Raw genomic sequence first — 23,357 nt, forward strand, 5'->3', positions numbered from 1 at the left:
GACCCGACCGCGGTCAGGGGCTCCGGCGGCGTGGGCCGGTGTCCGTCAGGGGGTCACCAGCTCACCGGCAGTTCGTACAGCCCCTTCAGCATGGCCTCCGACTTCCACTTCAGGGCCTCCGGCGGTACGGCCGGTTTGAGGCCGGGCAGACGCAGCAGCAGGGTCTCCAGGGCGACCTGGAGCTCCAGGCGGGCCAGCCGGGCGCCGACGCAGAAGTGGGTGCCGTGGCCGAAGCTGAGGTGCGGGGCCTCCTGCTCGCGGTCCAGGATCAGGGTGTCGGGGTCGCGGAAGACCTCCGGATCCCGGTTGGCCGCCGAGTTGTCCACCAGGACCGGCTCACCCGCGCGGACCAGGACCCCGCCCACCTCGACGTCCTCCGTCGCGTACCGGCAGAAGGTGAGCCCGTTGGGCATCGGCACGTACCGCAGCATCTCCTCGATCGCCACCGGGATCCGCTCGGGCTCCTCCCGCAGCCGCGCCATCCACTCCGGCCGTTGCAGCAGCAGATAGCCGAAGTTGGAGATCTGGTTGTACGTCGTCACGAACCCGGCGGTCAGCAACTCGGCCGCCAGCTCGAACAGTTCGTCGAAGGTGAGCCGGCCCTCGTCGTGGGCCGCGACGAGACACGTCAGCAGATCCTCGCCCGGCTCCCGGCGGCGCAGCTCGACCAGTTCGGACAGATACGCCCCGAACGCCTCCGACTCGGTCAGGAAGTCCTCGACCGTCACGGCGTGCGCCAGCATCACGTCGAGCCACTTCTGGATCCGGCGGTGGTCGTCGCCCGGCACCCCCAGCAGATCGCAGATCAGGGTGATGGTGAGCGGGAACGAGTAGTCGTTGACCAGGTCGCCGGGCGGCCCCTTCTCCTCCAGCCGGTCGATCAGCTCCACCGCGATCTCCCGCACCCGGTCCCGGAGCTGGTCGACCCGGCGGACGCTGAAGTGCTTGGCCACGATCGCCCGCAGCCGGGTGTGCTCGGGCGCGTCGGTGGACAGCAGGCCCACCCCGCTGGTGCTCAGGGGCCGCATCCGCGGCTGGTCCCGGTCCACCCCGCCCGCCAGCCCGAACCGGGGGTCGGCCAGCACGGAGCGGGCGTCCGCGTACCGGGTGACCAGCCAGGCCGGGTCCCCGTAGGGCAGCCGCACCCGGGGCAGCGGTCCGGGGCGCAGCTCGGCGTAGCGCGGAGACAGCTCCAGGCATTCAGGGGACACGAACGGATACGGGAGCGGTTCCGGGTGCGGGCTCATCAGGGGTCTCTTCCTTCCTCTGGGGACCTACGGGGATGACGACATGGGTCGGCAGCGGGCCCGACCGGTCGATGTCGGCGGTGAACTCCCTGCCGTCGTCACGGCAGACGAACTGCATGACGTGCCGGCCCGCGGCGGCGGCCCGGATGAGCCCGCCGGTGGTGGCCCACACTCCGGAGATGTAGAAGTCCTTCAGGCCCGGCAGGGCGGGGCCGTACTTCTTGACGACCTCTTCCATCGTCTCGCCGCTCTCCACGAACGGCTGCCAGCCGAGGACGGTGCCGTCGTAGTTGCCGGTGTAGCGGACCTGGGTGAGCGGGGTGGACACATCCCGCACCGACACCGCGTCCCGCAGCCCCGGGAACCGCTCCTCCAGCAGATCGAGCAGCGCGTCCCGCACCCGGTGCTTGGCCTCGTAGTACGCCTTCCCGCGCCGCACCGGCAGAGTGTGCAGCTCGGTGCCGCCACGGCTGCGGGTGCGCTGCTCGGGGCCGTCGCTCAGCTCCCGCCAGGGCTCGACGTCGCTGAAGTAGGTGACGTAGAGGACGGTGGAGTGCTCGGGGGAGAGTTCGGGGTAGTGCGTGCTGCGGAACTGGACGTTGACGCTGGGGTGGCGGATGCCGGTCAGCCGGGCGGCCTCCTCCTCGGTGAGCAGATGGGTGGTACAGGGGTCGCCCTCCGGGAAGGGTCGGCGCAGTCCGAGGAAGAGGGCGACATAGCCGGGGAAGACCATGCCGTCCTCGTCGATGACCTTGGTGTAGAGCCGCTCGTACTCCTCGGTCAGATAGCGGCCCTTCAGCAGCTTCATGGTGGTGGCGTGGCCGTCGGCGGCCGAGACCACGATGTCGGCGCGGACCTCCTCCCCGTCGCTGAGCCGCACCCCCACCGCCCGGTCGTCCTCGACCAGGATCTCCTCGACCCTGGTGTTGTAGGTGACCTCGCCGCCGAGCCGCAGATAGCGCTGCTCGATGGAGCGGGACAGACCGAGCGAGCCGCCCTCCGGCACCCCGGCCGACAGATTGGCGTGGGACGCCATCTGGAAGTAGTACGGCAGCACGGGGAACGCGGTGTGCTTCTCGTAGAGCACGAAGTTGAACGCCTCGCGCAGCAGCGGGTCCCGGAATTTCGCAGAGTAGTCCGTCATCAGGACGGTGATGGATTTCCGGATGACGTTGAAATAGGGAATGAAGGACGCCAGCATCCGGTAGCGCTCGGCCCGGCCCATCAGTCCCACCGGGGTGAGGAACGGATACACGGACAGGCATTTGCGGAATTTCCGCAGACCCGCGCAGAAATCCCGGATCCGTTTCGCGTCGACCGGTGAGATCTCCAGCAGATGCGCTTCCAGCCGGTCCGGGTCGGAGTAGAAGTACACCGCCCGGCCGTCCCGCCCGCGCACCACGTTGAACACATCGAAATGGCGCATCTGTTTGCCCTGGAGGGCGCCCAGTTCCAGCCAGATCTGGTGCATCTCGTTGCCGGGGCCGCTGCCCAGCAGCCAGCTCACACAGCAGTCGAAGGTGAAGTCGCCGCGGTCCCAGGCCGTGCAGCAGCCGCCCGGGATCTCATGCATCTCGAAGATGCGGGTCCGGTAGCCGTTCATCTGGGCGTAGCAGCCGGTGGACAGCCCGCCCAGACCGGCCCCGATGATGATCATCGTCTCCCGGCGCCGGGCCTGCTCGGACCGGCCCCGGCTCTTGTCTGGTGTGCTCAAGCTCTCCTCACCTCATGGTCTGGTCGAGCTGGGGCAGCTCGCCCAGCTTCCCGGGATGCCACGGCTGTGCGCCGCTGCTCTCCCACGCCCGGAACTCCAGTCCGAGTTCCCGGCACATGTACTGGGCGACGAACCGCCCCCCGGAGGCGACCCGGATCAGCCCGCCGCCGGTGAACCACTGGCCGGCCAGCCAGAGCCCCTCGACCCCCGGCAGCCGCAGCCGGTCCTTGTCGATCAGCTTCTGCACCACGTCGTCGGCGTCGGTGAAGGATTTCCAGGCGAGAATGCTGCCGCGCCGGTTCCCGGTGTACCGCTCGGTGGTGACCGGCGTGGCCACGTCGAGCACCTCGATCCGCTCGGCGATTCCCGGATGGTGCCGGTCCAGGAATTTCCGCATGAATTCCCCGACGACCTGTTTGCGGGCCCGGTAGGCGCGGCGGTCGGTGTGGCGCAGCGTCTTCCAGGAGTCGTAGTCGCTGAAATAGGTGCAGTGGATCACCGATTTCCCGGGCGGTGCCAGTCCGTCGGAGAACCGGGACCGCAACTGCACCACCACACTGTTCTGGAGGACCCCGGGCAGCAGCGCGCTGTCGGCGTCGGAGAGCAGATACGTCGTGCTGTGCGGGGCGTCCGGCGCCACATCCCCGTCGAAGCCGACGAACACCGACACCACCCCCGGGTAGAGCAGGTCCTCGCGCTCCACCAGCGAGTCGAAGAGCCGGTCCACCCGGGGACTTGAGTGCTGTCCGTCCAGCAGTCGGGCCACGGTGGTGGCGCCGTCGCAGGCCGCCACCACCTGGTCGGCGTAGTGCCGTTCCCCGCCGCGCAGTTCGACCCCGATGGCCCGGCCGTCCTCGACCAGGATCCGCTCCACTCGCGCCCGGTAGTCGATCCGCCCGCCGAGCCCGGTGTAGCGCTCCTCGATCGAACGGGCCAGACCCAGCGAACCGCCCTGCGGGAAGCCCGTGTTGAGCCGCTGGGCGCCCGCCATGTTGAACAGGTACGGCAGCAGCGGGAAGACCTCGTGGTCCTGGAAGAAGATGAACGGCAGCGCCCGCCGCAGGAACGGGTCCTCGAACCGCGCCGCGAACGTCTCCATCTGCGTGCCCGCCGTGCGCCGGAACAGATTCAGCGCCGGTACGACCTTCCGCGCCAGCCGGGCCTTCTCCCGCACCGTCAGCAGCGGCATCGGCTTCAGGAACGGGAACAGGTCGAGGCCGCCGAACCGGCGCAGATCCCGGCAGAACGACCGGATGGGCCGGGCGTCCGCGGGCGACAGGCCCACCAGATGCCGCTCCAGCCGGTCGGGGTCGTTGTAGAAGGACACCGTCCGGCCGTCCTCGTCGACGACCGTGTTGAACACGTCGAAGTTGCGGATCGACTTCCCGTCGAGCGCGCCCAGCTCACGCCAGATCTGATGGGCCTCGTTGCCGGGGGCCGTCCCGATCAGCCACTCGATGGTGTAGTCGAAGACGTAGCCGTCCCGGGCCCACGCCGTGCAGCAGCCGCCGGGCAGCACATGCTTCTCGAAGACCCGGGTCTCCATACCGCTCATCTGCGCGTAGCAGCCGGTGGCGAGCCCGCTGATCCCCGCCCCCACCACGATCACCCGGGGCCTGCCCCCGGACCCCCGGGTGCGGGCCTGCCACTGCGGCCGGTCACTACGGCGCATGCGACCCCGCCCCTTCGGCCACCGGGGTGGTCTGCTCGACCGCGGGCGCGGTGGCCTGCTCGATCAGCACGGCCTGCCTGCCCCCGGCGCCCGCCACCGCGCCGCCGGACCCGGTCAGCACCTCGCGCACCAGCGCCGCGTTGTGCTCCACACACCCCGGGTCCAGCATGTCGGCGTGGGCTCCGGCGCCCCGCAGCACCTCGGCGGCGGCGGTCGAGGTGCCGTGCCAGGAACCGGACTCGCCCGCCGCGTAGAACGCGGTCTTCCGCTCGTCGGAGATCACGGTGACCCGCGCCCCGACCACCCCGAGATTGGGGGTACGGCCGCAGAACTCGATGTAGTCACGGGCCTGTTCGAGGGTCTCCTCGGCCACCGCCTCGGACCCGGTGTGCTTGCGCAGATGGTCACGCAGCTCCTGTTCGAAGGCGGTGAGGTGCTCGGGGCCCGGCCGGAAGGTGCCGTCGATCCGGTACGAGTCGAGGATGACGACCTCGCTCACCGCCCGCCCGCGCCGCTCCAGTTCCTTCGCCACCTCGAAGGCCAGGTTCCCGCCGAGCGAGTAGCCGAGCAGCGCGCACGGCCCCTGCGGTCGCAGCCCGACCACCAGATCGGCGTACCGGGCGACCTTGTCGTCCTGCGCGAGGTAGTTGAACGCGACCAGCTCGTACTCCGGGAGCTGTTCCGCCAGCCGCCGGTAGACCAGCCCGTGTCCGCCGGCCGGCGGGAAGCAGAACACCGGCGGCCCCGCCTCCCGGTTGATCCGCAGAAGGGGCTGGGCGCCGGGCAGCCGGCCGGTGATGATGTCCTCGACCGTCCGCGCCATCCCGTGCAGCGTGGTCACCTTGAACAGCTGGCTGACCGGGATGCTGATACCGAACTCGCCCTGGAGGCCGTGGATCAGCTCGATCAGCTTGATGGAGCTGCCGCCCGCCTCGAAGAAGTCGTCCTGGAGCCCGGCCCGCTCCAGCCCCAGCAGGGTCCGCCAGTGGTCCGCCATCCGCGTCTCGTACAGCGTCACCGGCGGCTCGTACGCCTCCTGCCCGGTGACGAACCGGGGCTCGGGCAGCGCGCCCACGTCCACCTTGCCGTTGGCGGTCAGCGGCAGCGCGGGCAGTTCGGTGAAGGACGCCGGGATCAGATACGTCGGCAGCCGCTCCCCGAGTCGGCGGCGCAGCTCACGCCAGTCGAGCCGGGCGCCGGGCGCCGCGACCCCGTACGCGCACAGAGTGTTCTCGCCCCGCCCGTCCGGGCGGACCACCACCACCGCCTGGGCCAGTTCGGGCCACTCCGCGAGCTGCGACTCGATCTCGCCCGGCTCCACCCGGTGCCCGGCCACCTTGACCTGGGCGTCCGCCCGCCCCAGCAGATGCAGCCCGCCCGCCGCGTCCCAGCGCGCCAGGTCACCGGTGCGGTAGAGCCGTCGTACGACGCCCGCCGAGCCTCCGGTGCCTCCGGCGCCTCCGGCGACTTCCAGGCGGCGCTCCACGAACCGCTCGGCGGTCTGCTCCGGGTCGCCGAGATAGCCGAGCGCGACCCCGGCCCCGCCGATCCACAGCTCGCCCGCCACCCCCGGCGCCACCGGCTCGCCATGGGCGTCCAGGAGATACACCTCCGTACCGGGCAGCGGCCGACCGATCGGCACCATGTGCCCCGGCTCCAGCCCGTCCGCCGGACCCTCGAAATAGGTGCTGTCGATACTCGCCTCGGTCAGGCCGTACGAGTTGACCACCCGGGTCGCGGGACCCGCGAGGCCGCGCAGCCGCTCGTACTCCTCCACCTTCCAGGTGTCCGAGCCCACCGCGAGCAGCCGCATGAAGTCCAGCCGCACCCCGTCCTGCGCGCAGTGCGCCATCAGCGCGCGCACCACCGACGGCACGAACTCCGCGCAGTCCACCCCCTCGGCGCGCATCACCCCGTACAGCCGGGCCGTGTCGAACAGCAGATCCCGGTCGGCCAGCACCAGCGTCCCGCCCGAGCACAGGGCCCGCACCAGATCACCGGTGAACACGTCGAACGCGGGGCTCGCCATCTGGAGATGGACCCGTACGTCGTCCTCCAGCCGGTACTCCCGCCGCCACGCGTCGTACACCGAGGCCAGATTGCGGTGGCTGACCCGGACCGCCTTGGGGCGGCCCGTGGAACCGGAGGTGTAGATGACGTAGGCCGGGCTGTCCGGCGCCACGGCCGGTTCCGGCGCCGGGCCGGGACCGGGGGCGGTCAGCTCCGCGAGCGTCAGCACCCGCCGCTGCCCGGCGAAGCGCTCCCGCGCCCCCTCAGCCCCCTCAGCCCCTTCAGCCCCTTCAGCCACGACGACGTACGCCGCCCCCGCGTGCCCCGTCAGGAACGCCAGCCGGTCGTCCGGGTTGCCCGGGTCGAGCGGCAGATAGGCGCCGCCCGCCCGCAGCACCGCCAGCAGCGCCACGATCAGCTCCGGCGACTTCTCCATGCAGACGGCGACCACCGTGCCTGCGCCGACACCCCGTTCACGCAGCCGCCCGGCCGCGCGCCCGCTCCGCCGCTCCAACTCGCCGTAGGTCAGCCCCCCGGCGCTCCCCGGGACCCGCACCGCGAGCGCGTCGGGCCGCTCGGCCGCCCGGCGGACGATCAGCTCGTGCACCGGCACCCCGGACCCGGCGGCCGGGCGATCGGCGCCGCTCCAGCCGGACAGGATCGCCCGCCGCTCCGGAGCGCCCAGCAGCTCCAGCCGGGCCGCCGGACGGGACGCGGGGGAGCGGGTCAGGGCGTCCAGGAGCTGGACGTAGTGCGTGGCCAGCCGGCGCATCGTCGCCGGCAGGAACAGGTCGGTGTTGTACTTGAACACACAGTGGAAACGGCGCTCCGCCTCGTCCTCGTACACCGACAGCGTCAGATCGAACTGGCCCTCCTCCTCGGGCAGTTCGATGTACTCCAGGCGGTAGCCGTACTTCTGGTTGGCGACCTTGTGGGTGAGCAGGATGAACATCGCCTGGAACACCGCCGAGCGGCTCGGGTCGTGCTGGAGCCCCAGCTCCTCCACCAGCAGCACGAACGGGTACTCCTGGTGGTCGAGCCCGCCCAGCACCACCTCCCGCACCCGCTGGAGCAACTCCTCCACCGACGGCCCGTCACCCAGGTGCACATGGAGCGGCAGCGGGTTGACGAAATAACCGTAGACCGAGGAGAACTCCTCCTGGGTACGGCCCGTCACCGGGCTGCCGACGATGATGTCGTCCTGCCCGGAGTAGCGGTGCAGCAGCACGTAGTAGGCGCTCAGCAGCACCATGAACACGGTGACGTTGTGCTCCCGGGCCACCGCGTGCACCCGGGCGCTCAGCTCCTCGTCCAGCACGAAGAACTCCGACGCCCCGTTGTGGGTCTGCACCGGCGGGCGCGGCTTGTCGGTCGGCAGGTCGAGCACCGGCACCGACGCCGGCAGATGCCCCTTCCAGTACTCCAGCATCCGGCGCGCGTCCGGCCCGGCCAGCAGCCGGTTCTGCCAGTTCAGGAAGTCGAGGTAGCGGGCCGCGACCGGCGGCAGCGCGGGCGTACGGCCCTGGCGCAGCGTCTCGTAGACCGCGAGGAGTTCCTCGATGAACGTGAAGGTGGAGATCGCGTCCGAGATGATGTGGTGCACGGCCTTCATCAGCACCCACCGGTCCGGGCCGCGCCGGAACAGCCGCAGCCGGATCAGCGGATCGCGCTCCAGGTCGTACGGCTTGCGGTACTCGCGCACGATCAGCGCGTGGATGTCGTCCCACGGCACGCTCTCGACATCGAACAGCGCGGTGTCCTGGCGCAGCGCGGCCTCGGCGGCGGGCGCCACCACCTGCACCGGCTGACCCTCCTCGTGGACGAAGTTCGCGCGCAGACTCGGATGCCGCTCGATCAGCGTGCGGAACGCCTCGAACATCAGCTCCGGGTCGAGCGCGACCCGCACCTCCACCGCCCCGCCGATGTTGTAGGCGAACCCGTCGGGGTTGAGCTGCTTGAGGAACCAGAGCGCCTTCTGGTTCTGGGTGAGCGGATGCCGTCCCTCGTCCTCGTACCGCTCGACCACCGCCCCGCCCTCGCCCGCGCCCGTGTCGGCCGCGACCAGTTCCGCGATGCCCTCGTGGAGCTTGTCGACCAGCTCGCCGACCGGGGCGCTGCCCAGCAGCGTGACCACCGGCAGCGCCAGCCCCAGTTCGGCGTGGACCCGTGAGCGCAGCTCCATCGCCAGCAGCGAGTCCAGGCCCAGCGCGCCCAGCGCCGCCCCCGGCTCGACCTGTTCGGCGCCGACCCGCAGCACCCCGGCGACCACCGCCGTGAACCGCTCGGCCACCAGCGCCCGCCGCGCCGACCCGTCCGCCGACCGGAACGCGTCCAGGAAGCTGCTCTGCTCACCGTTCGCGGCGCCCGAGCCGCCCCGCTCGGCGGCCAGCTCGGCCACCAGCGGCGGCGGGGTGCCGTACCAGGCCAGGAAGACCGGCCAGTCCACCACGGTCGCCACCAGCAACTGCGCCCGGTCCTGCCCGATGACCCGCTCCAGCACGGTCATCCCCGCGTCCGGCGACAGCGAACTCATGCCCCGCACGGCACGGTAGTGCTCGATGAGCCCCAGCTCCTCGATCATGCCGGTCGCCCACGGCCCCCAGTCCAGGCTCAGCCCGGGCAGCCCGCGCGCCCGCCGGTGGTGGGCCAGCGCGTCCAGGAAGGCGTTGCCCGCCGCGTAGTTGGTCTGCCCGGCGGTGGTCAGCAGCGCGGCGATCGAGGAGAACAGCACGAAGTGGTCGAGGGGCTCGTCGCGCAACTGCCGGTGCAGCGCGTACGCGCCGAGCACCTTCGGGTCGTGGACCGCCTGGAACGTCTCCCGGTCCATCTCCGGCAGCAGCGTGTCCCGGACCTGCCCCGCCAGATGGAACACGCCCCGGATCGGCGGCGCCTCCCGCCGCCGGTACTGCGCGAGCCACCCCGCGAGGGCCCGCTCGTCGCTCACGTCGAGCGGCGCGAGCACCGGCTGCGCCCCGAGCGCCTCCAGCTCCCGTACGAAGGCGATGCCCCGCCCCGCCGCCGACCGCGGGTCGGTCTCCCGCCAGTGCTCCCGCTCCGGCAGCCGGGTCCGGCCGACCAGGATCAGCCGCCGCGCCCCCCAGCCGACCAGCGCCCGGCACAGCAGCCGCCCCAGCGCGCCGAAGGCACCGGTGACCAGATACGCCCCGTCGGCGCGCAGCCTGAGCGGCAGCGGGCGGGTCAGTCCGGAGGCCGGGGCGAGCCGGCTGGTGAACCGGCGCCCGCCGCGCAGCGCGATCTCGTCGTCGACGTCGTCGGCGGTCAGCTCCCGCAGCAGCGCCACGGCCCGCGCCGCCCGGTCCGCCGGGGCGTGCTCCAGGTCGATCAGCTTCCCGCGCCGCCCGGACAGCTCCTGCTGCCACAGCACCCGTCCGATGCCCCAGGCCGGGGCGCCCAGCGGCTCGACCGGATCCCCCGGTACGACCGCCTGGCTGCCGCGCGTGACGATGTGCAGCCGGCCGTCGCCGGGCAGCGCCTGCGCGAGCGCGATCAGCGAGTAGCCGCCGGTCCCGGACAGCGCGCGCAGGGCGTCGGCGTCACCCACCGCGTCGAACGCGGGCAGATCGAGGTTCCACAGATGGACGACCTGCTCGTACCTGACCGGACCGGCCGCCTCCAGCTCCGCGAACAGCCGCTCCAGATCGGCCGCCGAGCCCGGCCGCACCGTCGACTCCCGCAGCCCGGCGGCGAGGGAGTAGGCGTCGCCCGGCCGGACGAGGTGGGCGACGCCGCCGCGCGCGGTGATCAGCGCGGCCAGTTCGTCCGCCACACCCTGCGCGTCGGCCAGCAGCAGGCAGTTCGGGGCCGTCGGGGGCCCGTCGTCCAGGTGCGGGGTGTCGACCCAGGTGACATCGGCCAGCCAGGAGTCGACCGTGTGCAGACCGACGGCCGCGGACACCTGCTCGACATCGGCGGCGCGGAAGCCGCTGATCCGGCCGAGGGGGTGGCCGTCGTCGTCGTGGACAGCGATGTCACCGACGAGTTCACCGGCGGACTCGTGCGTGACCACGGCGTGCGCCCACAGCGGGCGGTCGCCGACGGCGGCCATCCGGATCTCGCCGATCGACAGCGGCAGCCGGATACCGCCGCCCCCGTCGGCGGGGTCGGCCACGAGCCGGGGGGTCAGCAGGGTCTGGAAGCAGGCGTCCAGCAGCACCGGGTGCATATGGTGCCCGGCGGCGTCGTCGCCGATCGGGTCCGTCGGCCGGATCCGGGCCAGCGCCTCGCCGGGGCCGACCCACACCTCCTCGATGCCCTGGAACGCCGGACCGTAGTGGTAGCCAAGGCCGGCGAGGGCCGCGTAGCAGTCGGGGCCGTCGAACCGGCGCAGCCCGCGCGCCCGGAGCGCCGCGGTGTCGAGCCGCTCCCGGCCCGTCGCGCGCTGTCCGGCGCGGATCACCCCGCGGGCGTGCACGACCGGCTCCCGGCCCTCCTCGGTGGGCAGGGTGGCCACGGTGAACGCGGCGCTGCCGGGGGAGAAGCCGAGCTGTACGGCGGTGGCCCCCTCGGCGTCGGAGTCGCTGAGGAACAGCGCCTTGCGCAGCTCCAGATCGGCGATCACGGCCTCGCCGCCGCCGGTCATCGCGCGTACCGCCTGGGTCGCCATCTCCACGTAACCCGCCGCCGGGAAGAGGGCGTTGCCCTGGATGCGGTGGTCGCGCAGGTACGGCAGGGCCTCGGTGTCGAGCCGGGCCTCCCAGGCCGGTTCCGCCGTGGCCAGCCGACGGCCCAGCAGGGGGTGGTCACGGCGGCCGAGGCGGATCTGCTCGACCGGCGCCGGCTCGGTCCAGTGCCGGTCCCGCCGCCACGGGTAGCGGGGCAGCGGCACCGGCCGCCCGCGCGGGTGCAGCACCGACCAGTCGATGTCCACGCCCAGGTTGTGCAGGGTCGCGAGGGACAGGGCGAACCGTTCGCGCTCCGCCTCCTGGCGCCGGATCGAGGGCACGCTGTGCCCCTCGGCGCCCCGCGCGTCCAGGCATTCGGCGATCGAGTGCCCCAGCACCGGGTGCGGACCGACCTCCAGGAACAGCCCGTAGCCGTCGTCGACCAGCCGGTCGACCGCGTCCCGGAACCGCACGCTGTCGCGCACATTGCGCCACCAGTACTCCGCGTCCAGCTCCGGCCCCTCGGCCCGTCCCCGCTCCGCCGCGGCCGGACCGCCCGTCAGATACAGCGGCACCCGCGCCGCGCGCGGCGCCAGCCCGGCGAGCGACGCCAGCAGTTCGTCCTTGATCGGGTCCATGCGCGGGCTGTGGTACGGCACCCGCACGGTCAGGAACCGGGCGAAGACGTCCTCGGCCCCGAGGCCCGCCGCCAGTTCCGCGAGCGCCTCCTCGTCCCCGGCGAGGGTGATCGCCGTCGGACTGTTCACGGCGGCCACCGACACCCGGTCCGCGTACGGCTCCACCCAGCGCCGGGCCTCCGCCTCGGAGAGGCTCACCGCCAGCATCGTCCCGGTGCCCACCAGCTTCTGCTGGAGCCGGCTGCGGTGCACGACGACCGTGACGGCCTCCCGCAGCGTGTAGACCCCGGCCTCGTGGAACGCGGCGACCTCGCCGGTGCTGTGCCCGACGACCGCGTCCGGGGTCACGCCCCGGCTGCGCCACAGGGCCGCGAGCCCCACCTGGACGGCGAAGTTGGCGGGCTGCGCCAGCCAGGTCTCGCCCATCTTCGAGTCGGCCTCGTCGGCGGACAGCTCCTCCACCAGCGACCAGCCGGTCAGGTCCCGGATCTCCCGGTCGCACTCCTCGACGGCCGCGCGGTACACCGGTTCGGTCGCGAACAGCTCCCGGCCCATGGCCCACCACTGCGGGCCCATCCCGGTGAACACCCACACCAGCCGGGTGTCCTCGCGCCGCTGCCCGGTCAGCACCCGCGGGTGCGGCTCGCCGCGCCCGTACGCGTCGAGCGCCTCGGCCAGCGCCTCGGGGGAGTCGTGCACGACCGACAGCCGCGCTTCGAGGTGCTGCCGTCTGCGGGCCAGCGTGAACCCGAGGTCGGCCGGGTCGGTGCCCCGGTCCAGTTCGGCGCGGATCCCGGCGGCGGCCCGGGGCAGCAGCGAGGCGTCCCGGGTGGTCAGCGGGAGGACGGAGTACGCCGGTACGGCCGGTACGGCGTCGGTGCCGGTGTCGGTGCCGGTGTCGGTGCCGGTGTACGGGCTGTGGCGCTCGTGGTCCCTCGGGGGCGCGGCCTCCAGCAGCACATGCGCGTTGGTCCCGCCGAACCCGAAGGAGTTGACCCCGGCCCGCGCGGGTCCCTCGTGTGCGGGCCAGTCCACCACCCGGGTCGGGATCTCGTACGGCAGGGCGGCGAGGTCGATCGCCGGGTTCAGCCGCTCCAGGTTGATGTGCGGGGGGATCTTGCGGTGTTCGAGGCTGAGCGCGGTCTTGATGAGCCCGGCGATCCCGGCGGCCGACTCGGTGTGCCCGATGTTGGTCTTGACCGACCCCACGTAGCAGGCGGCGCCCGGCGTCCGGCCCAGCGACAGGGCCCGGCCCAGCGCCTCGGCCTCGATGGGGTCGCCGACCGGGGTGGACGTGCCGTGCGCCTCGACGTACTGGAGGCTGCCGGGGGCGATCCCGGCCTCGGCGCAGACCCGCCGGATCAGGGTGACCTGGGCGTCGGCGCTGGGCACGGTGATGCCGTTGGTCCGGCCGTCCTGGTTGACGCCGCTGCCGATGATCACGGCGTGCACCGGGTCGCCGTCGCGCAGGGCGTCGTCGAGGCGCTTGAGGGCGATCATGCCGACGCCCTCGGCCCGCACATAGCCGTCGGCGGCGGCGTCGAAGGTGCGGGAGCGGCCCTCGGGGGAGAGGAAGCCGCCCTTGGTCTCGGCGATGGTGTACTGCGGCGCCATGTGCAGCAGCGTGCCGCCCGCGAGGGCGAGGCCGGTCTCGCGGCGGCTCAGGCTCTGGCAGGCCAGATGGACCGCCACCAGCGACGAACTGCACGCCGTGTCCAGGGAGACACTGGGGCCGCGGAAGTCGAAGCAGTACGAGACCCGGTTCGACACCATCGTCATCATCGTGCCGGTCGCGGTGTGCGCGGCCAGTGTCTCGAAGCCCAGGTCGGCGAACTGGAGGATCTTGTAGTCCAGGGTGAAGGCGCCGACGTAGACGCCGACGTCCTGCCCGGCCAGTTCGCCCGGCTTCTGCCCGCCGTCCTCCAGCGCCTCCCAGGCCACCTCCAGCACCTTGCGCTGCTGGGGGTCCATGTGCGCGGCCTCGCGCGGGCTGATGCCGAAGAACGCGGGGTCGAACTCGTCGAACCCGTCGATGTATCCGCCGCGCCCGCCGACCAGGCGGCCCGGTTTGGACTTGTCACGGGCGCCGAGGGTCGTCGTGTCGTAACGGTCTCTGGGTGTCGGTGTGATGCAGTCTTTGCCGTCGATCAGGTTCTGCCAGTACGTCCGGTGGTCGGAGGCACCACCGGGCAGCCGACAGCCGATGCCGATGATCGCGATCTTCTCGCGTCCGGTGTCGCGTCCGACGTCGGTCGTCGTGGCGGGAGCGGCGGAGGCGGCGGGGGCGGCGGTAGGGGCAGCGGCGTTCTGGGTGACGGCGTCGCATGGATCCGACATGGCCGAGTCCTTCGGGTGTCTGGGCGGGCCGGCCCACCTCGTGAGGCAGGGCGGCGCGCGGGAAAAGGGCAGGGCGACGGCCCGGTCGCGGCGGAAGCCGGCCGCGGCGGGCGGGAGGTTCTGACGGGGGCGCGTGCTACGGGGCGGGTCCCTCACCGGGGCCGGGTGCCGCACGGGCCGGGGGTCCCGGCACGGACGGGCGTCCCGGCGCGGACGGGTGCCTCGTACGCGACGACTGGTGTCCGAAGTGGCGCGGTGTCAGGTCGTGGGGCCTCGCCAGAACTGGGCGTGGCTGGCGAAGACGGCCCCGGTCCTCGGGAAGGAGGCGGGGGCGGACAGACCCACGGCGCGCGGCTTCCGGTCCGGAAACCAGGTGTAGCTGCCGAATATTCGGTCCCAGACGGCCAGGTCCGAGCCGTAGTGACCGGCTTCCGTGAGGTCCGTGCTGTGGTGCAGCCGGTGCTGTTCCGGGCTGGCCAGCAGCAGATTGAACCGGCCGAGGCGCACATCGACGTTCGCGTGGATGAAGTACCCCTGGGTGATGACGAAGAGGCCCGTCGCGAACACGGTCGCCGACGAGAAGCCGAGCAGGCTCAGCGACAGTTGGACGAAGGTCTGGGCGACGAACACGTCCCCCACGTGGTTGACGCCGTTGTTGGCGACGTTGACCTTCTCCGGGACGTGGTGCACCCCGTGCAGCCGCCACAGCAGCGGCACGGTGTGGCCCAGGCGGTGCACCGCGTAACTGGCCAGCGAGCCCACCAGCAGCGCCAGCGGGATCTCCACGGCCAGCGGCGCCCTCGGTTCGCCCGGCGACAGGAGACCCACGAGGGCGTCCACGAACTGCTGGGCGACGACGCTGCCGACCATGGTGAGCAGGAAGTAGACGCCGTACCAGCCCCATTCACGGGTGGTCGGGTGCCAGGAGCGGTCGTAGGGGATCGCTCGTTCCAGGATCATGAGATAGGCGATCACGCCGTACTGGAACGCCGTCGTGGACAGTGCCCGGTCGAGGCCGAGCACGAGCACCGCGGTCGCGGTGGCGACGGTCGCGAGGAGCAGCAGGGGGTACGCAACACGACGCGTCCACACGGGCGTTGCACCCCCCATCCCTCATCCCCTCGTCCCCGTAGTTCCTCGCTTCGTAACTGCCCTATGTGGATTTCGGTAATCATGTGACGACTAAGAGTGATCATATGATCTTTGGGTGGGTGTGGCCCCTTCTGGGGGGACGGGAGTTCGAACGCGGTCGGGAGGCCCTTCGCCGTGCTCGCCGCCGCAAACCGGCCATTCCTCCGAGGAGTTGTCCGACGGCACGCCGCTGACGGACGATCACCGGTTCCCGAGCGGTTAGGATCACGGCATGGTCACGGCTCGGGCGTCCCGGCGCAGGTTCGCGAACCGGCTCCGCGTCGGTCCGTCGCTGCGGCTGTCGGCCCTGGTCGTCCTGCTCCTCGGGATCCTCGTCAGCCACGGTATGCAGGCCGAGGGCGCCGGCGGCCATCTCGGCATCGCCGCGAGCGCGCCCGCGACGGCCCCGGCGCCGACGGACGGGGACACCGGCCACCCGCACGACAGCGACCCGTCCCACCCGGACGAGCGCTGTCTGTCCGGCCAGCCCCAGCAGAGCGCGGGCACGGCCCACGTACCGCCGTGCCTCCCCCGTTCGGTTCGCGAATCCGACCGGGCGGACAGCCATGCCGCGCCCCCGGGCGGACCCGCCACGGCCGCCCCCGCGCACGGCACCTCACCCGTCGCCCTGATAGCGGCCTCCTTGGTGCGGCAGGTCTAGGAGACCCTCCCCGCCCGTCCATCGCGGCGGGCCCCGAGCGTTCTCCGACGGGCCACCGGCAGCCCCGGTCCGGCCCACCCCCCACCCATGCCCGCGCCCGTCCCCGCCCTCCGGCGGCGGCACGGCACGCGGCGCGGAGGACCACCCTGTGCCGACCCCCCGACTCCCGCACGCCTCCCGCAGGCTCCTCGCCCTGATCCGCGGCGCCCTCGTCACGGCGCTCGTGCTCTGCTCCGTGCTGCACGGACTGCCCGACGAACACGGCACCCCCGCGACGCCGCCCCCCGTCGCCGGTTCCGCGCCGCTCGCCTCGGACGGGCAGCCGCACCACCCGCACGCCCCGCACGGCGCCGACACCTGCGCCGCCGACCTGGTCGTCCGCACCACCGAGCAGTCCGCCGAGGAACGCACCCCCGGCGAACCCGACGCCCCCGCGCCACGCGCCACCGCGGCCCGGACCCTCGTACCCCCGCTCCCGCGACGGGACGCGCCCGGACGGCGCGGCACCCGCACCGGACGCGCGGCCCTCGCCCGCACCTCCCGCTGGCGGATCTAGACCCTCCGCCCGCAGCCGGCCCGGCCTCCCGGGCCCCGGCTGCCGCGCGCCCGGACACCTCCACGCAGGACGCCACCGCCGAGCCATGGCACCGAGCCACGGCGGACGGCTCCGTTCCGTCGTCCCGGGCCGCGAGATGACACCGCATCCGCATTCACCGTCATCGAGCGAGAGTGAACCCACAGACATGCATTCCCTGACCAAGACCTCGGCCCGTGCCACGACCGGCACCGCCGACGCACCCGGCCGTTCCGCGCTGTCCGGACTGGTCGGCAACACCCCGCTGCTGCGGGTGTCGAAGCCGCTGGCCCCGGCCGGACGCGGCTTCTGGGCGAAGCTGGAGGGCTTCAACCCCGGCGGCATCAAGGACCGTCCCGGCCTGCACATGGTGGAGCGCGCCCGCGCCCGCGGCGATCTGCGCCCCGGCGGACGGATCATCGAGTCCACGAGCGGCACCCTCGGCCTCGGCCTGGCGCTGGCCGGGATGGTCCACGGCCACCCGGTCACCCTCGTCACCGACCCCGGCCTGGAACTCTCCATGACCCGGCTGCTGACGGCGTACGGCGCCCAGGTCAACGTGGTCGCCGAGCCGCACCCCACCGGCGGCTGGCAGCAGGCCCGCCGGGACCGGGTGGCCCGGCTCCTGGAGCAGCACCCCGGCTCCTGGTGCCCCGACCAGTACGGCAACCCCGACAACGTCGCCGCCTACACCCCCCTCGCCCTCGAACTCGCCGCCGAACTCGGCCACATCGACGTCCTGGTGTGCAGCGTCGGCACGGGCGGGCACTCCGCGGGCGTCTCCCGCGTGCTGCGCCAGCTCTACCCCGAGCTGACCGTCGTGGGCGTGGACACCACCGGCTCGACCATCTTCGGCCAGCCCGCCCGGCCCCGGCTGATGCGCGGGCTCGGTTCCAGCATCCATCCGCGCAATGTCGCCTACGAGCAGTTCTCCGAGGTGCACTGGGTCGCCCCGCACGAGGCCGTGTGGACCTGCCGCCAACTCGCCTCCTCGCACTACGCCACCGGCGGCTGGAGCGTCGGCGCGGTCGCGCTGGTGGCCGGCTGGCTGGCCCGGACGATGCCGGCGGACGCCCGGATCGTCGCCGTCTTCCCCGACGGACCGCAGCGCTACCTCGGCACGGTCTACGACGACGACTACTGCGCCGCGCACGGCCTGCTGGCCGGACCGCCCGCCCCCGAGCCCGAACTGATCGGCCGGCTCGGCGAGAAGGAGGTCACCCGCTGGACCCGCTGCACCGCCGTCGTCGACCCCCTCACCCTGGAGGAGCGCGACGAGCCGGGCGAGCGGGACGGGCGGCCGGGCGCGGAGGCGGCCGGAGAGGCGGCGGGCCGGTGAGGGGGACGCTCGGTCAGCTGCGGTCCTACGACCGCGGCGTACGGCTCCTGATGGCGAACCAGTTCACCATCAACCTCGGCTTTTACATGCTGATGCCCTACCTCGCGGCGCATCTGTCCGGCACCCTCGGGCTGGCCGGATGGATCGTCGGACTGGTCCTCGGCGTACGGAACTTCAGCCAGCAGGGCATGTTCCTGCTCGGCGGGACGCTCGCCGACCGGTTCGGCTACAAGCCGCTGATCGTCGCCGGGTGCGTGCTGCGCACCGCCGGGTTCGCGACCCTCGGGCTGGTGGACTCGCTGCCCGCGCTGCTCGCCGCGTCGGCGGCCACCGGACTGGCCGGGGCGCTCTTCAACCCGGCGGTACGGGCGTATCTCGCGGCCGGGGCCGGTCAGGAGCGCAGGGTGGAGGCGTTCGCGCTGTTCAACGTCTTCTACCAGGCGGGCATCCTGCTCGGACCGCTGGTGGGCATGGTGCTGACCGGCGTGGACTTCCGGATCACCTGCCTGGTGTCGGCCGGGATCTTCGCGGTGCTCAGCGTCGTCCAGATCCGGGCGCTGCCCCCGCGCCGCGCCCGCACGCCGGGGACGGCGGAGGGGGAGAAGGGCCGGGGGGTGCTCGCGCAGTGGCGCGGGATCCTCGCCAACCGCCCGTTCCTGCTCTTCTCCGCCGCGATGATCGGCTCCTACGTGCTGACCTTCCAGGTGTATCTGGCGCTGCCGCTGGAGGTACGGCGGCTCGGCGGCGAGGGGGAGGCCGGGACGGCGGCGGTGGCCGTGCTGTTCGCGGTGTCCGGGCTGAGCACGATCGTCGGGCAGACCAGGGTCACCGCGTGGTGCGCGGCGCGCTGCGCCCCCGGACAGGCGCTGGTGCTCGGACTCGCGGTGATGGGGCTGGCCTTCGTGCCGCTGCTGCTCGCCACCGCCGTGCCCGTGCCGGAGCCGGGGGCCGGGCGATGGCTGCTCGCCGCCGTGCCGCCGACCCTGGCCGCGCTGCTGCTGGCCGTCGGCACGATGATCGCCTACCCGTTCGAGATGGACACCATCGTGCGGCTCTCCGGCGACCGGCTCGTGGCCACCCACTACGGCCTCTACAACACCATCTGCGGTATCGGCATCACCGTCGGCAACCTGGCCACCGGCGCCGCTCTCGACGCCGCCCGCGCCGCGGGCCTGCCCGCCCTGCCCTGGCTCGCCCTGAGCGCGCTGGGCGCGGCCTGCGCGGCGGCCCTGTACGGGCTGCACCGCACGGGACGGCTCGCGCAACAGCCGCCCAAGGGGGCGCCGTTGACCGTGTGACCGGACGCCGCCCCCGCGGTCACGGCGCCTGTCCGGACCCGCTCCCCACGGACCGGGTCCGGACCCGCTCCAGATGACCGGCGAAGACCGCGGGGGCGTCGGGGGTCAGGGAGCGCAGGGCGACCAGGGCGGTGATGGCCACGTCGCAGAGTTCGGCGCCCACGTCGTCCCAGGTGTGGGTGACGCCCTTGCGCGGGTTCTGGCCGATCGCGCCGATCGCCGCCTGGGCGACCTCGCCGACCTCCTCCTGAAGCTTCAGCAACCGCAGCAGCAGGTCCGCGCGGTCGCCCTCGCGGCCCTGCTCCAGCCAGCCGTGCAGGGCGTCCACGGCCACCCAGAGACCGTCCGCGCCGGTTGCATCGTCCGCGCCGGCTGTGTCGTCCGTACCGGCTGCATCGTCCGCGCCGGCTGCATCGTCCGCGCCGGCTGTCTCGTCCGTACCGGCTGCCCCGGCTGCCCCGGCTGTGTCGTCCGTACCGCCCGTCCCGGCCGTGCTGCCCGTCCCGGCCGTGCTGCCTGTCCCGGCCGTGCTGCCTGTCCCGGCCGTGCTGCCTGTCCCGGCCGTGCTGCCTGTCCCGGCCGTGCTGCCTGTCCCGGCCGTGCTGCCCGTCCCGTCCGCCCCGTCCGTCCCGGCCCCCGTGTCCCGTGTCGTCGTGTTCCGTTCGTCCATGGGCGCAGCCTGTCAGGTGCCGCTGACAGTCCCGCCGGGACGGCCGGCCGGCCGGCGGTCCGCCGGGTGGGGTCACTCGCCCGCCAGGGCGTCCCGCTCGTCGAACAGGGCCTCCTGCTCGCCGACCGTCTCCCGGCGCAGCCGCCGGGTCCGCAGACCGACCACCACCGCCGTCACCGCCGCCGTCGTCCCCAGCGCCGCGGGCACCATCCAGCCCCGGTCCAGGGTGTGGCCCAGCGCGTGGTCCAGGGAGAGCCGGCCGGGTCCCGCGACCCCGAGTCCGGTCGCGGCCAGGCCCAGCGCGGCGGCGTACTCGTAGCCGCCGTCCTGGACGAAGAAGCCGTTCGGCGTGTGCACGGCCGCCGCGCCCGTCATCGCCCCGGCCGCCGCCGCGCCCGCCGCCGGGGTCGCGAGGCCCAGGGCCAGCAGGGTCCCGCCGCCCGCCTCCGCGAGGCCCGCGGCGATCGCGCTCCGGCGGCCCGGCCGGTAGCCGACGGACTCCATGAACTGCCCGGTGCCCTCGATCCCATGGCCGCCGAACCAGCCCAGCAGCTTCTGCGCGCCGTGCGCGGCCAGCAGGCCGCCGGTGCTCAGCCGGAGCAGCAGCAGTCCCAGATCACGTCGGTCGTAACAGGTCACGATGGCTCCCGGGGCGGGGCGGGCGCTCGGGTCGGCCCGGTCCCTCCACCGTCGCACCGGCGCCCCCGCCCCGGCTCCCCCGGCAGTCCGTTCGGGTGGCGGGTCCGGTCGGCCGGTCCGGGTGGCGGCGCCCGGTGGGCGGTGTGACGCTGCCGCTATGACGATTCAGACCGCCAAGCTCAGCGATCCGGCCGTCCGCGCGTTCGTCACCGCCGTGAACGCCCACGACCGGCACGCCTTCCTGGCCCTGCTCACCCCCGACGCCACGATGTCCGACGACGGTTCCGACCGGGATCTGGACGACTGGATCGACCGGGAGATCTTCTCCTCCAACGGCCATCTGGACGTCGAGTCCGACAGCGGTCGCTCGGTCGTCGCCCGCTACCGCAACGACACCTGGGGCGAGATGCGCACCCGCTGGCGCTTCGTGGTGGAGCCGGACGGCCACATCTCGCGGTTCGAGACGGGTCAAGCCTGAGCGGTCCTACCGGGCCCCGGCGCGGTCTGCTGACGGCAGGGCTGGCGCGGCCGTCCCATGCACCGGTGCGTCCCTCGCGGTCGTGCGAGGTCCACCCCCTCCCGGGTCACGGGACGGCCGCCTCCCCCCTTCGAGCGGGCCACGGACACGCCCTCTTGGAGCCGGACACGGAGGACCGGACCCCCAAGTGTGAAGCTCTGGTGAGGGAAAGTTGAGCACAGGGGCGTCATCGGCCGCAATACCGCGGACCGGACGGCTCCGGTTGAACGGCCCGGACACCCGCCTGACCCGGCTACCGGGCCCCGCCCAGGAAGGGGCCCCACCCGGCCTCTCGCCTCACCCCCGCCCCACGTACGGCATCGTCGTCGCCAACACGGTCGCGAACTGCACGTTCGCCTCCAGCGGCAGCTCCGCCATGTGCCGTACCGTCCGGGCCACGTCCGCCGCGTCCATCACCGGCTCCGGCGCCACCGAGCCGTCCGCCTGGAGCGCGCCGGTCTGCATCGACGCGGTCATGTCGGTCGCCGCGTTGCCGATGTCGATCTGGCCGACGGCGATGCCGTACGGACGGCCGTCCAGGGACAGGGACTTGGTCAGTCCGGTCAGCGCGTGCTTGGTGGCCGTGTAGGCGACCGAGTGGGGGCGGGGCGCGTGGGCGCTGATCGAGCCGTTGTTGATGATCCGGCCGCCGCGCGGGTCCTGCTCCTTCATCTGCCGGAACGCCGCCTGCGCGCACAGGAACGCCCCGTTGAGGTTGGTGTCCACCACATGCCGCCAGGCCGTGTACGGCAACTCCTCGACCGGCACCCCGCCGGGCCCGAACGTGCCCGCGTTGTTGAACAGCAGATCCAGCCGCCCGAACCGGCCGACCGTCGCCGAGAACAGCGCGGCCACCTCCTCCGGGCGGGCCACATCGGTGCGGACGGCGAGGGCGGCGCCCTCCGGCACCAGCGCCGCCGTCTCCTCCAGGGGCCCGGGGCGCCGCCCCGCCAGCGCCACCGACCACCCGGCGCGCAGCAGTTCGACGGCGACCGCCCGCCCGATCCCGGAGCCCGCCCCGGTCACGACGGCGCTGCGCGGACCTTCCGGGCGCCCCGCGCCTTCCCCGGCGTTTTTGACCTCATGGGTATCCATGGCCCCGGAGGCTACGGGAACCCCGCCCCCGGTCCGCGGCTCAGGCGGGCGCGCGATCCCCGGTGAGGTCCGCCTCCGGCCGGCCGCCGGGGGCCTCGCCCGGATAGCGGACCCCGATCCGCTCCCGGACCGCGTCGAGCGTCCGCATCACCGCGAGCGTGCCCGCCAGCGGCACCAGCGGGGACTCCTTCTCCCCGGCCCGCAGCGCGCGCATCACCTCACGGGCCTCGTGCTTGAGCGTGGAGCGCGGCCCGTCCGCCGGGCCGGGGACGAACTCCTCCGGGTCACGGCCCGCCCGGTGCAGCACCAGCCGTTCCGGATGGAAGAAACCTTCCGGTATGTCGATCCGGCCCAGCGAGCCGGTCACCGACGCGGTGGTGCCGGTGGCGCCGACGAGCGAGCAGTGCAGCGTGGCCAGCGCCCCGCTCTCCCACGACAGGACCGCCCCCGTCTGGAGGTCGACGCCCTCGTCCGAGAGGACCGCGCTCGCCGTGATCCCGTCCGGCTCGCCCAGCAGCAACTGCGCGAACGACACCGGGTACACCCCGAGGTCCAGCAGCGCCCCGCCGCCCTGCGCCGGGTCCCGCAGCCGGTGCGCGGGCGGGAACGGGCCCGCCAGCCCGAAATCGGCCCGCACACCGCGCACTTCGCCGATCGCCCCGTCCGCCACCAGCGCCGTCAGCCGCCGGATCAGCGGATTGCAGTACATCCACATGGCCTCCATCAGGAAGCGGTCGTGCTGCCGCGCGAGCGCCACCAACTCCTCGGCCTCACGGACGTTGAGGGTGAACGCCTTCTCGCACAGCACATCCCGCCCGGCCTCCAGACACAGCCCGGCCGCCGCCCGGTGCGCCGCGTGCGGGGTGGCGACGTAGACCACATCCACGTCGGTGTCCCGGGCCAGCGCGTCCCAGGTGCCGTAGGCGCGCGGGATCCCGAACCGCTCGGCGAAGGCCCGCGCCGAGTCCTCGGAGCGCGAGGCGACCGCCACCACCTCCGCGTCCGGCAGATCCACCAGGTCCGCGGTGAACGAGGCGGCGATCCCGCCGGTCGCCAGAATCCCCCACCGCACGCTGTCAGCCGTCATCGCCGCCCAGCCTTCCTTCCGCCCTCGTCGCCGCCCGTACGGACGAATCCCCGTCCGAGCTTCGCACGCCGTTCGAGCTGAGAGCATAGGGACCGGACCACCATCC

At 73.1% G+C, this 23,357-nt stretch carries 14 protein-coding genes; 5 read left to right on the forward strand and 9 right to left on the reverse strand.

Annotated features, from left to right (window positions below; genetic code table 11):
• Positions 1–53 precede the first annotated feature (53 nt).
• The 5 genes from ACIQNG_RS32395 to ACIQNG_RS32415 form a co-directional block, all read right to left on the reverse strand.
• Positions 54–1,247, reverse strand: coding sequence for a cytochrome P450 (locus ACIQNG_RS32395; protein WP_401426636.1), 1,194 nt, complete (start codon positions 1,245–1,247; stop codon positions 54–56).
• Positions 1,201–2,904: a phytoene desaturase family protein gene (locus ACIQNG_RS32400; RefSeq protein ID WP_401490059.1), complete on the reverse strand. Its 1,704-nt coding sequence runs from the start codon at positions 2,902–2,904 to the stop codon at positions 1,201–1,203. The genes ACIQNG_RS32395 and ACIQNG_RS32400 overlap by 47 nt, the downstream gene beginning before the upstream one ends.
• Before the next feature lie 64 nt (positions 2,905–2,968).
• Positions 2,969–4,633 (reverse strand): phytoene desaturase family protein, encoded by a 1,665-nt coding sequence (locus ACIQNG_RS32405; protein ID WP_401489960.1) that lies wholly within the window; start codon positions 4,631–4,633, stop codon positions 2,969–2,971.
• On the reverse strand, positions 4,623–14,240 hold the full coding sequence (locus ACIQNG_RS32410; RefSeq protein WP_401489962.1) for an amino acid adenylation domain-containing protein: 9,618 nt from the start codon (positions 14,238–14,240) through the stop codon (positions 4,623–4,625). The genes ACIQNG_RS32405 and ACIQNG_RS32410 overlap by 11 nt, the downstream gene beginning before the upstream one ends.
• 258 nt (positions 14,241–14,498) lie before the next feature.
• On the reverse strand, positions 14,499–15,350 hold the full coding sequence (locus ACIQNG_RS32415) for a sterol desaturase family protein (RefSeq protein WP_401426642.1): 852 nt from the start codon (positions 15,348–15,350) through the stop codon (positions 14,499–14,501).
• Between the two features lie 253 nt (positions 15,351–15,603).
• Here ACIQNG_RS32415 and ACIQNG_RS32420 point away from each other — a divergent pair, with 253 nt between their 5' ends.
• From ACIQNG_RS32420 to ACIQNG_RS32435, 4 genes are all read left to right on the forward strand, one after another.
• A complete protein-coding gene (locus ACIQNG_RS32420; protein ID WP_401489964.1) occupies positions 15,604–16,032 on the forward strand; it encodes a hypothetical protein in 429 nt (142 codons plus the stop codon).
• A 148-nt stretch (positions 16,033–16,180) separates the two neighbouring features.
• Positions 16,181–16,588 carry a hypothetical protein gene (locus ACIQNG_RS32425; RefSeq protein ID WP_401489966.1) on the forward strand — a complete coding sequence of 136 codons (408 nt, stop codon included), beginning with the start codon at positions 16,181–16,183 and terminating at the stop codon, positions 16,586–16,588.
• A 187-nt stretch (positions 16,589–16,775) separates the two neighbouring features.
• Entirely contained in the window at positions 16,776–17,945 is a 1,170-nt protein-coding gene (locus ACIQNG_RS32430; protein ID WP_401489968.1) for a PLP-dependent cysteine synthase family protein, read from the forward strand.
• Positions 17,942–19,243 carry an MFS transporter gene (locus tag ACIQNG_RS32435; protein ID WP_401489970.1) on the forward strand — a complete coding sequence of 434 codons (1,302 nt, stop codon included), beginning with the start codon at positions 17,942–17,944 and terminating at the stop codon, positions 19,241–19,243. Before ACIQNG_RS32430 ends, ACIQNG_RS32435 begins: the two co-directional genes overlap by 4 nt.
• A 19-nt stretch (positions 19,244–19,262) precedes the next feature.
• On the opposite strand, the gene ACIQNG_RS32440 is transcribed toward ACIQNG_RS32435, so the two are convergent.
• Both ACIQNG_RS32440 and ACIQNG_RS32445 read right to left on the reverse strand, forming a co-directional pair.
• Positions 19,263–19,577, reverse strand: a complete 315-nt coding sequence (locus ACIQNG_RS32440; protein ID WP_401490060.1) for a MazG-like family protein — start codon at positions 19,575–19,577, stop codon at positions 19,263–19,265.
• A 408-nt stretch (positions 19,578–19,985) separates the two neighbouring features.
• The gene (locus ACIQNG_RS32445) at positions 19,986–20,552 is read right to left on the reverse strand and encodes a DoxX family membrane protein (RefSeq protein WP_401426655.1); all 567 of its coding nucleotides are present in this window, start codon (positions 20,550–20,552) and stop codon (positions 19,986–19,988) included.
• A 157-nt stretch (positions 20,553–20,709) separates the two neighbouring features.
• On the opposite strand from ACIQNG_RS32445, the gene ACIQNG_RS32450 reads away from it, so the two are divergent.
• Positions 20,710–21,030: a nuclear transport factor 2 family protein gene (locus ACIQNG_RS32450; protein WP_401489972.1), complete on the forward strand. Its 321-nt coding sequence runs from the start codon at positions 20,710–20,712 to the stop codon at positions 21,028–21,030.
• Between the two features lie 336 nt (positions 21,031–21,366).
• Here ACIQNG_RS32450 and ACIQNG_RS32455 read toward each other — a convergent pair whose 3' ends face one another.
• Together ACIQNG_RS32455 and ACIQNG_RS32460 are read right to left on the reverse strand one after the other, a co-directional pair.
• Positions 21,367–22,164, reverse strand: a complete 798-nt coding sequence (locus tag ACIQNG_RS32455; protein ID WP_401426659.1) for an SDR family oxidoreductase — start codon at positions 22,162–22,164, stop codon at positions 21,367–21,369.
• 40 nt (positions 22,165–22,204) lie between these two features.
• Positions 22,205–23,251, reverse strand: a complete 1,047-nt coding sequence (locus ACIQNG_RS32460) for a Gfo/Idh/MocA family protein (protein WP_401489974.1) — start codon at positions 23,249–23,251, stop codon at positions 22,205–22,207.
• Between the last annotated feature and the right edge of the window lie 106 nt (positions 23,252–23,357).

Source organism: Streptomyces sp. NPDC091377 (genome assembly GCF_044757045.1).
GTDB lineage: Bacteria > Actinomycetota > Actinomycetes > Streptomycetales > Streptomycetaceae > Streptomyces.

What these genes read in the sequence shown, in the direction of transcription:
- ACIQNG_RS32395 (WP_401426636.1), bottom strand. Translation starts at nt 1,247, where the DNA reads ATGAGCCCGCACCCGGAACCGCTCCCGTATCCGTTCGTGTCCCCTGAA.
- ACIQNG_RS32400 (WP_401490059.1), bottom strand. Translation starts at nt 2,904, where the DNA reads ATGATCATCATCGGGGCCGGTCTGGGCGGGCTGTCCACCGGCTGCTAC.
- ACIQNG_RS32405 (WP_401489960.1), bottom strand. Translation starts at nt 4,633, where the DNA reads ATGCGCCGTAGTGACCGGCCGCAGTGGCAGGCCCGCACCCGGGGGTCC.
- ACIQNG_RS32410 (WP_401489962.1), bottom strand. Translation starts at nt 14,240, where the DNA reads ATGTCGGATCCATGCGACGCCGTCACCCAGAACGCCGCTGCCCCTACC.
- ACIQNG_RS32415 (WP_401426642.1), bottom strand. Translation starts at nt 15,350, where the DNA reads ATGGGGGGTGCAACGCCCGTGTGGACGCGTCGTGTTGCGTACCCCCTG.
- ACIQNG_RS32420 (WP_401489964.1), top strand. Translation starts at nt 15,604, where the DNA reads ATGGTCACGGCTCGGGCGTCCCGGCGCAGGTTCGCGAACCGGCTCCGC.
- ACIQNG_RS32430 (WP_401489968.1), top strand. Translation starts at nt 16,776, where the DNA reads ATGCATTCCCTGACCAAGACCTCGGCCCGTGCCACGACCGGCACCGCC.
- ACIQNG_RS32450 (WP_401489972.1), top strand. Translation starts at nt 20,710, where the DNA reads ATGACGATTCAGACCGCCAAGCTCAGCGATCCGGCCGTCCGCGCGTTC.
- ACIQNG_RS32455 (WP_401426659.1), bottom strand. Translation starts at nt 22,164, where the DNA reads ATGGATACCCATGAGGTCAAAAACGCCGGGGAAGGCGCGGGGCGCCCG.
- ACIQNG_RS32460 (WP_401489974.1), bottom strand. Translation starts at nt 23,251, where the DNA reads ATGACGGCTGACAGCGTGCGGTGGGGGATTCTGGCGACCGGCGGGATC.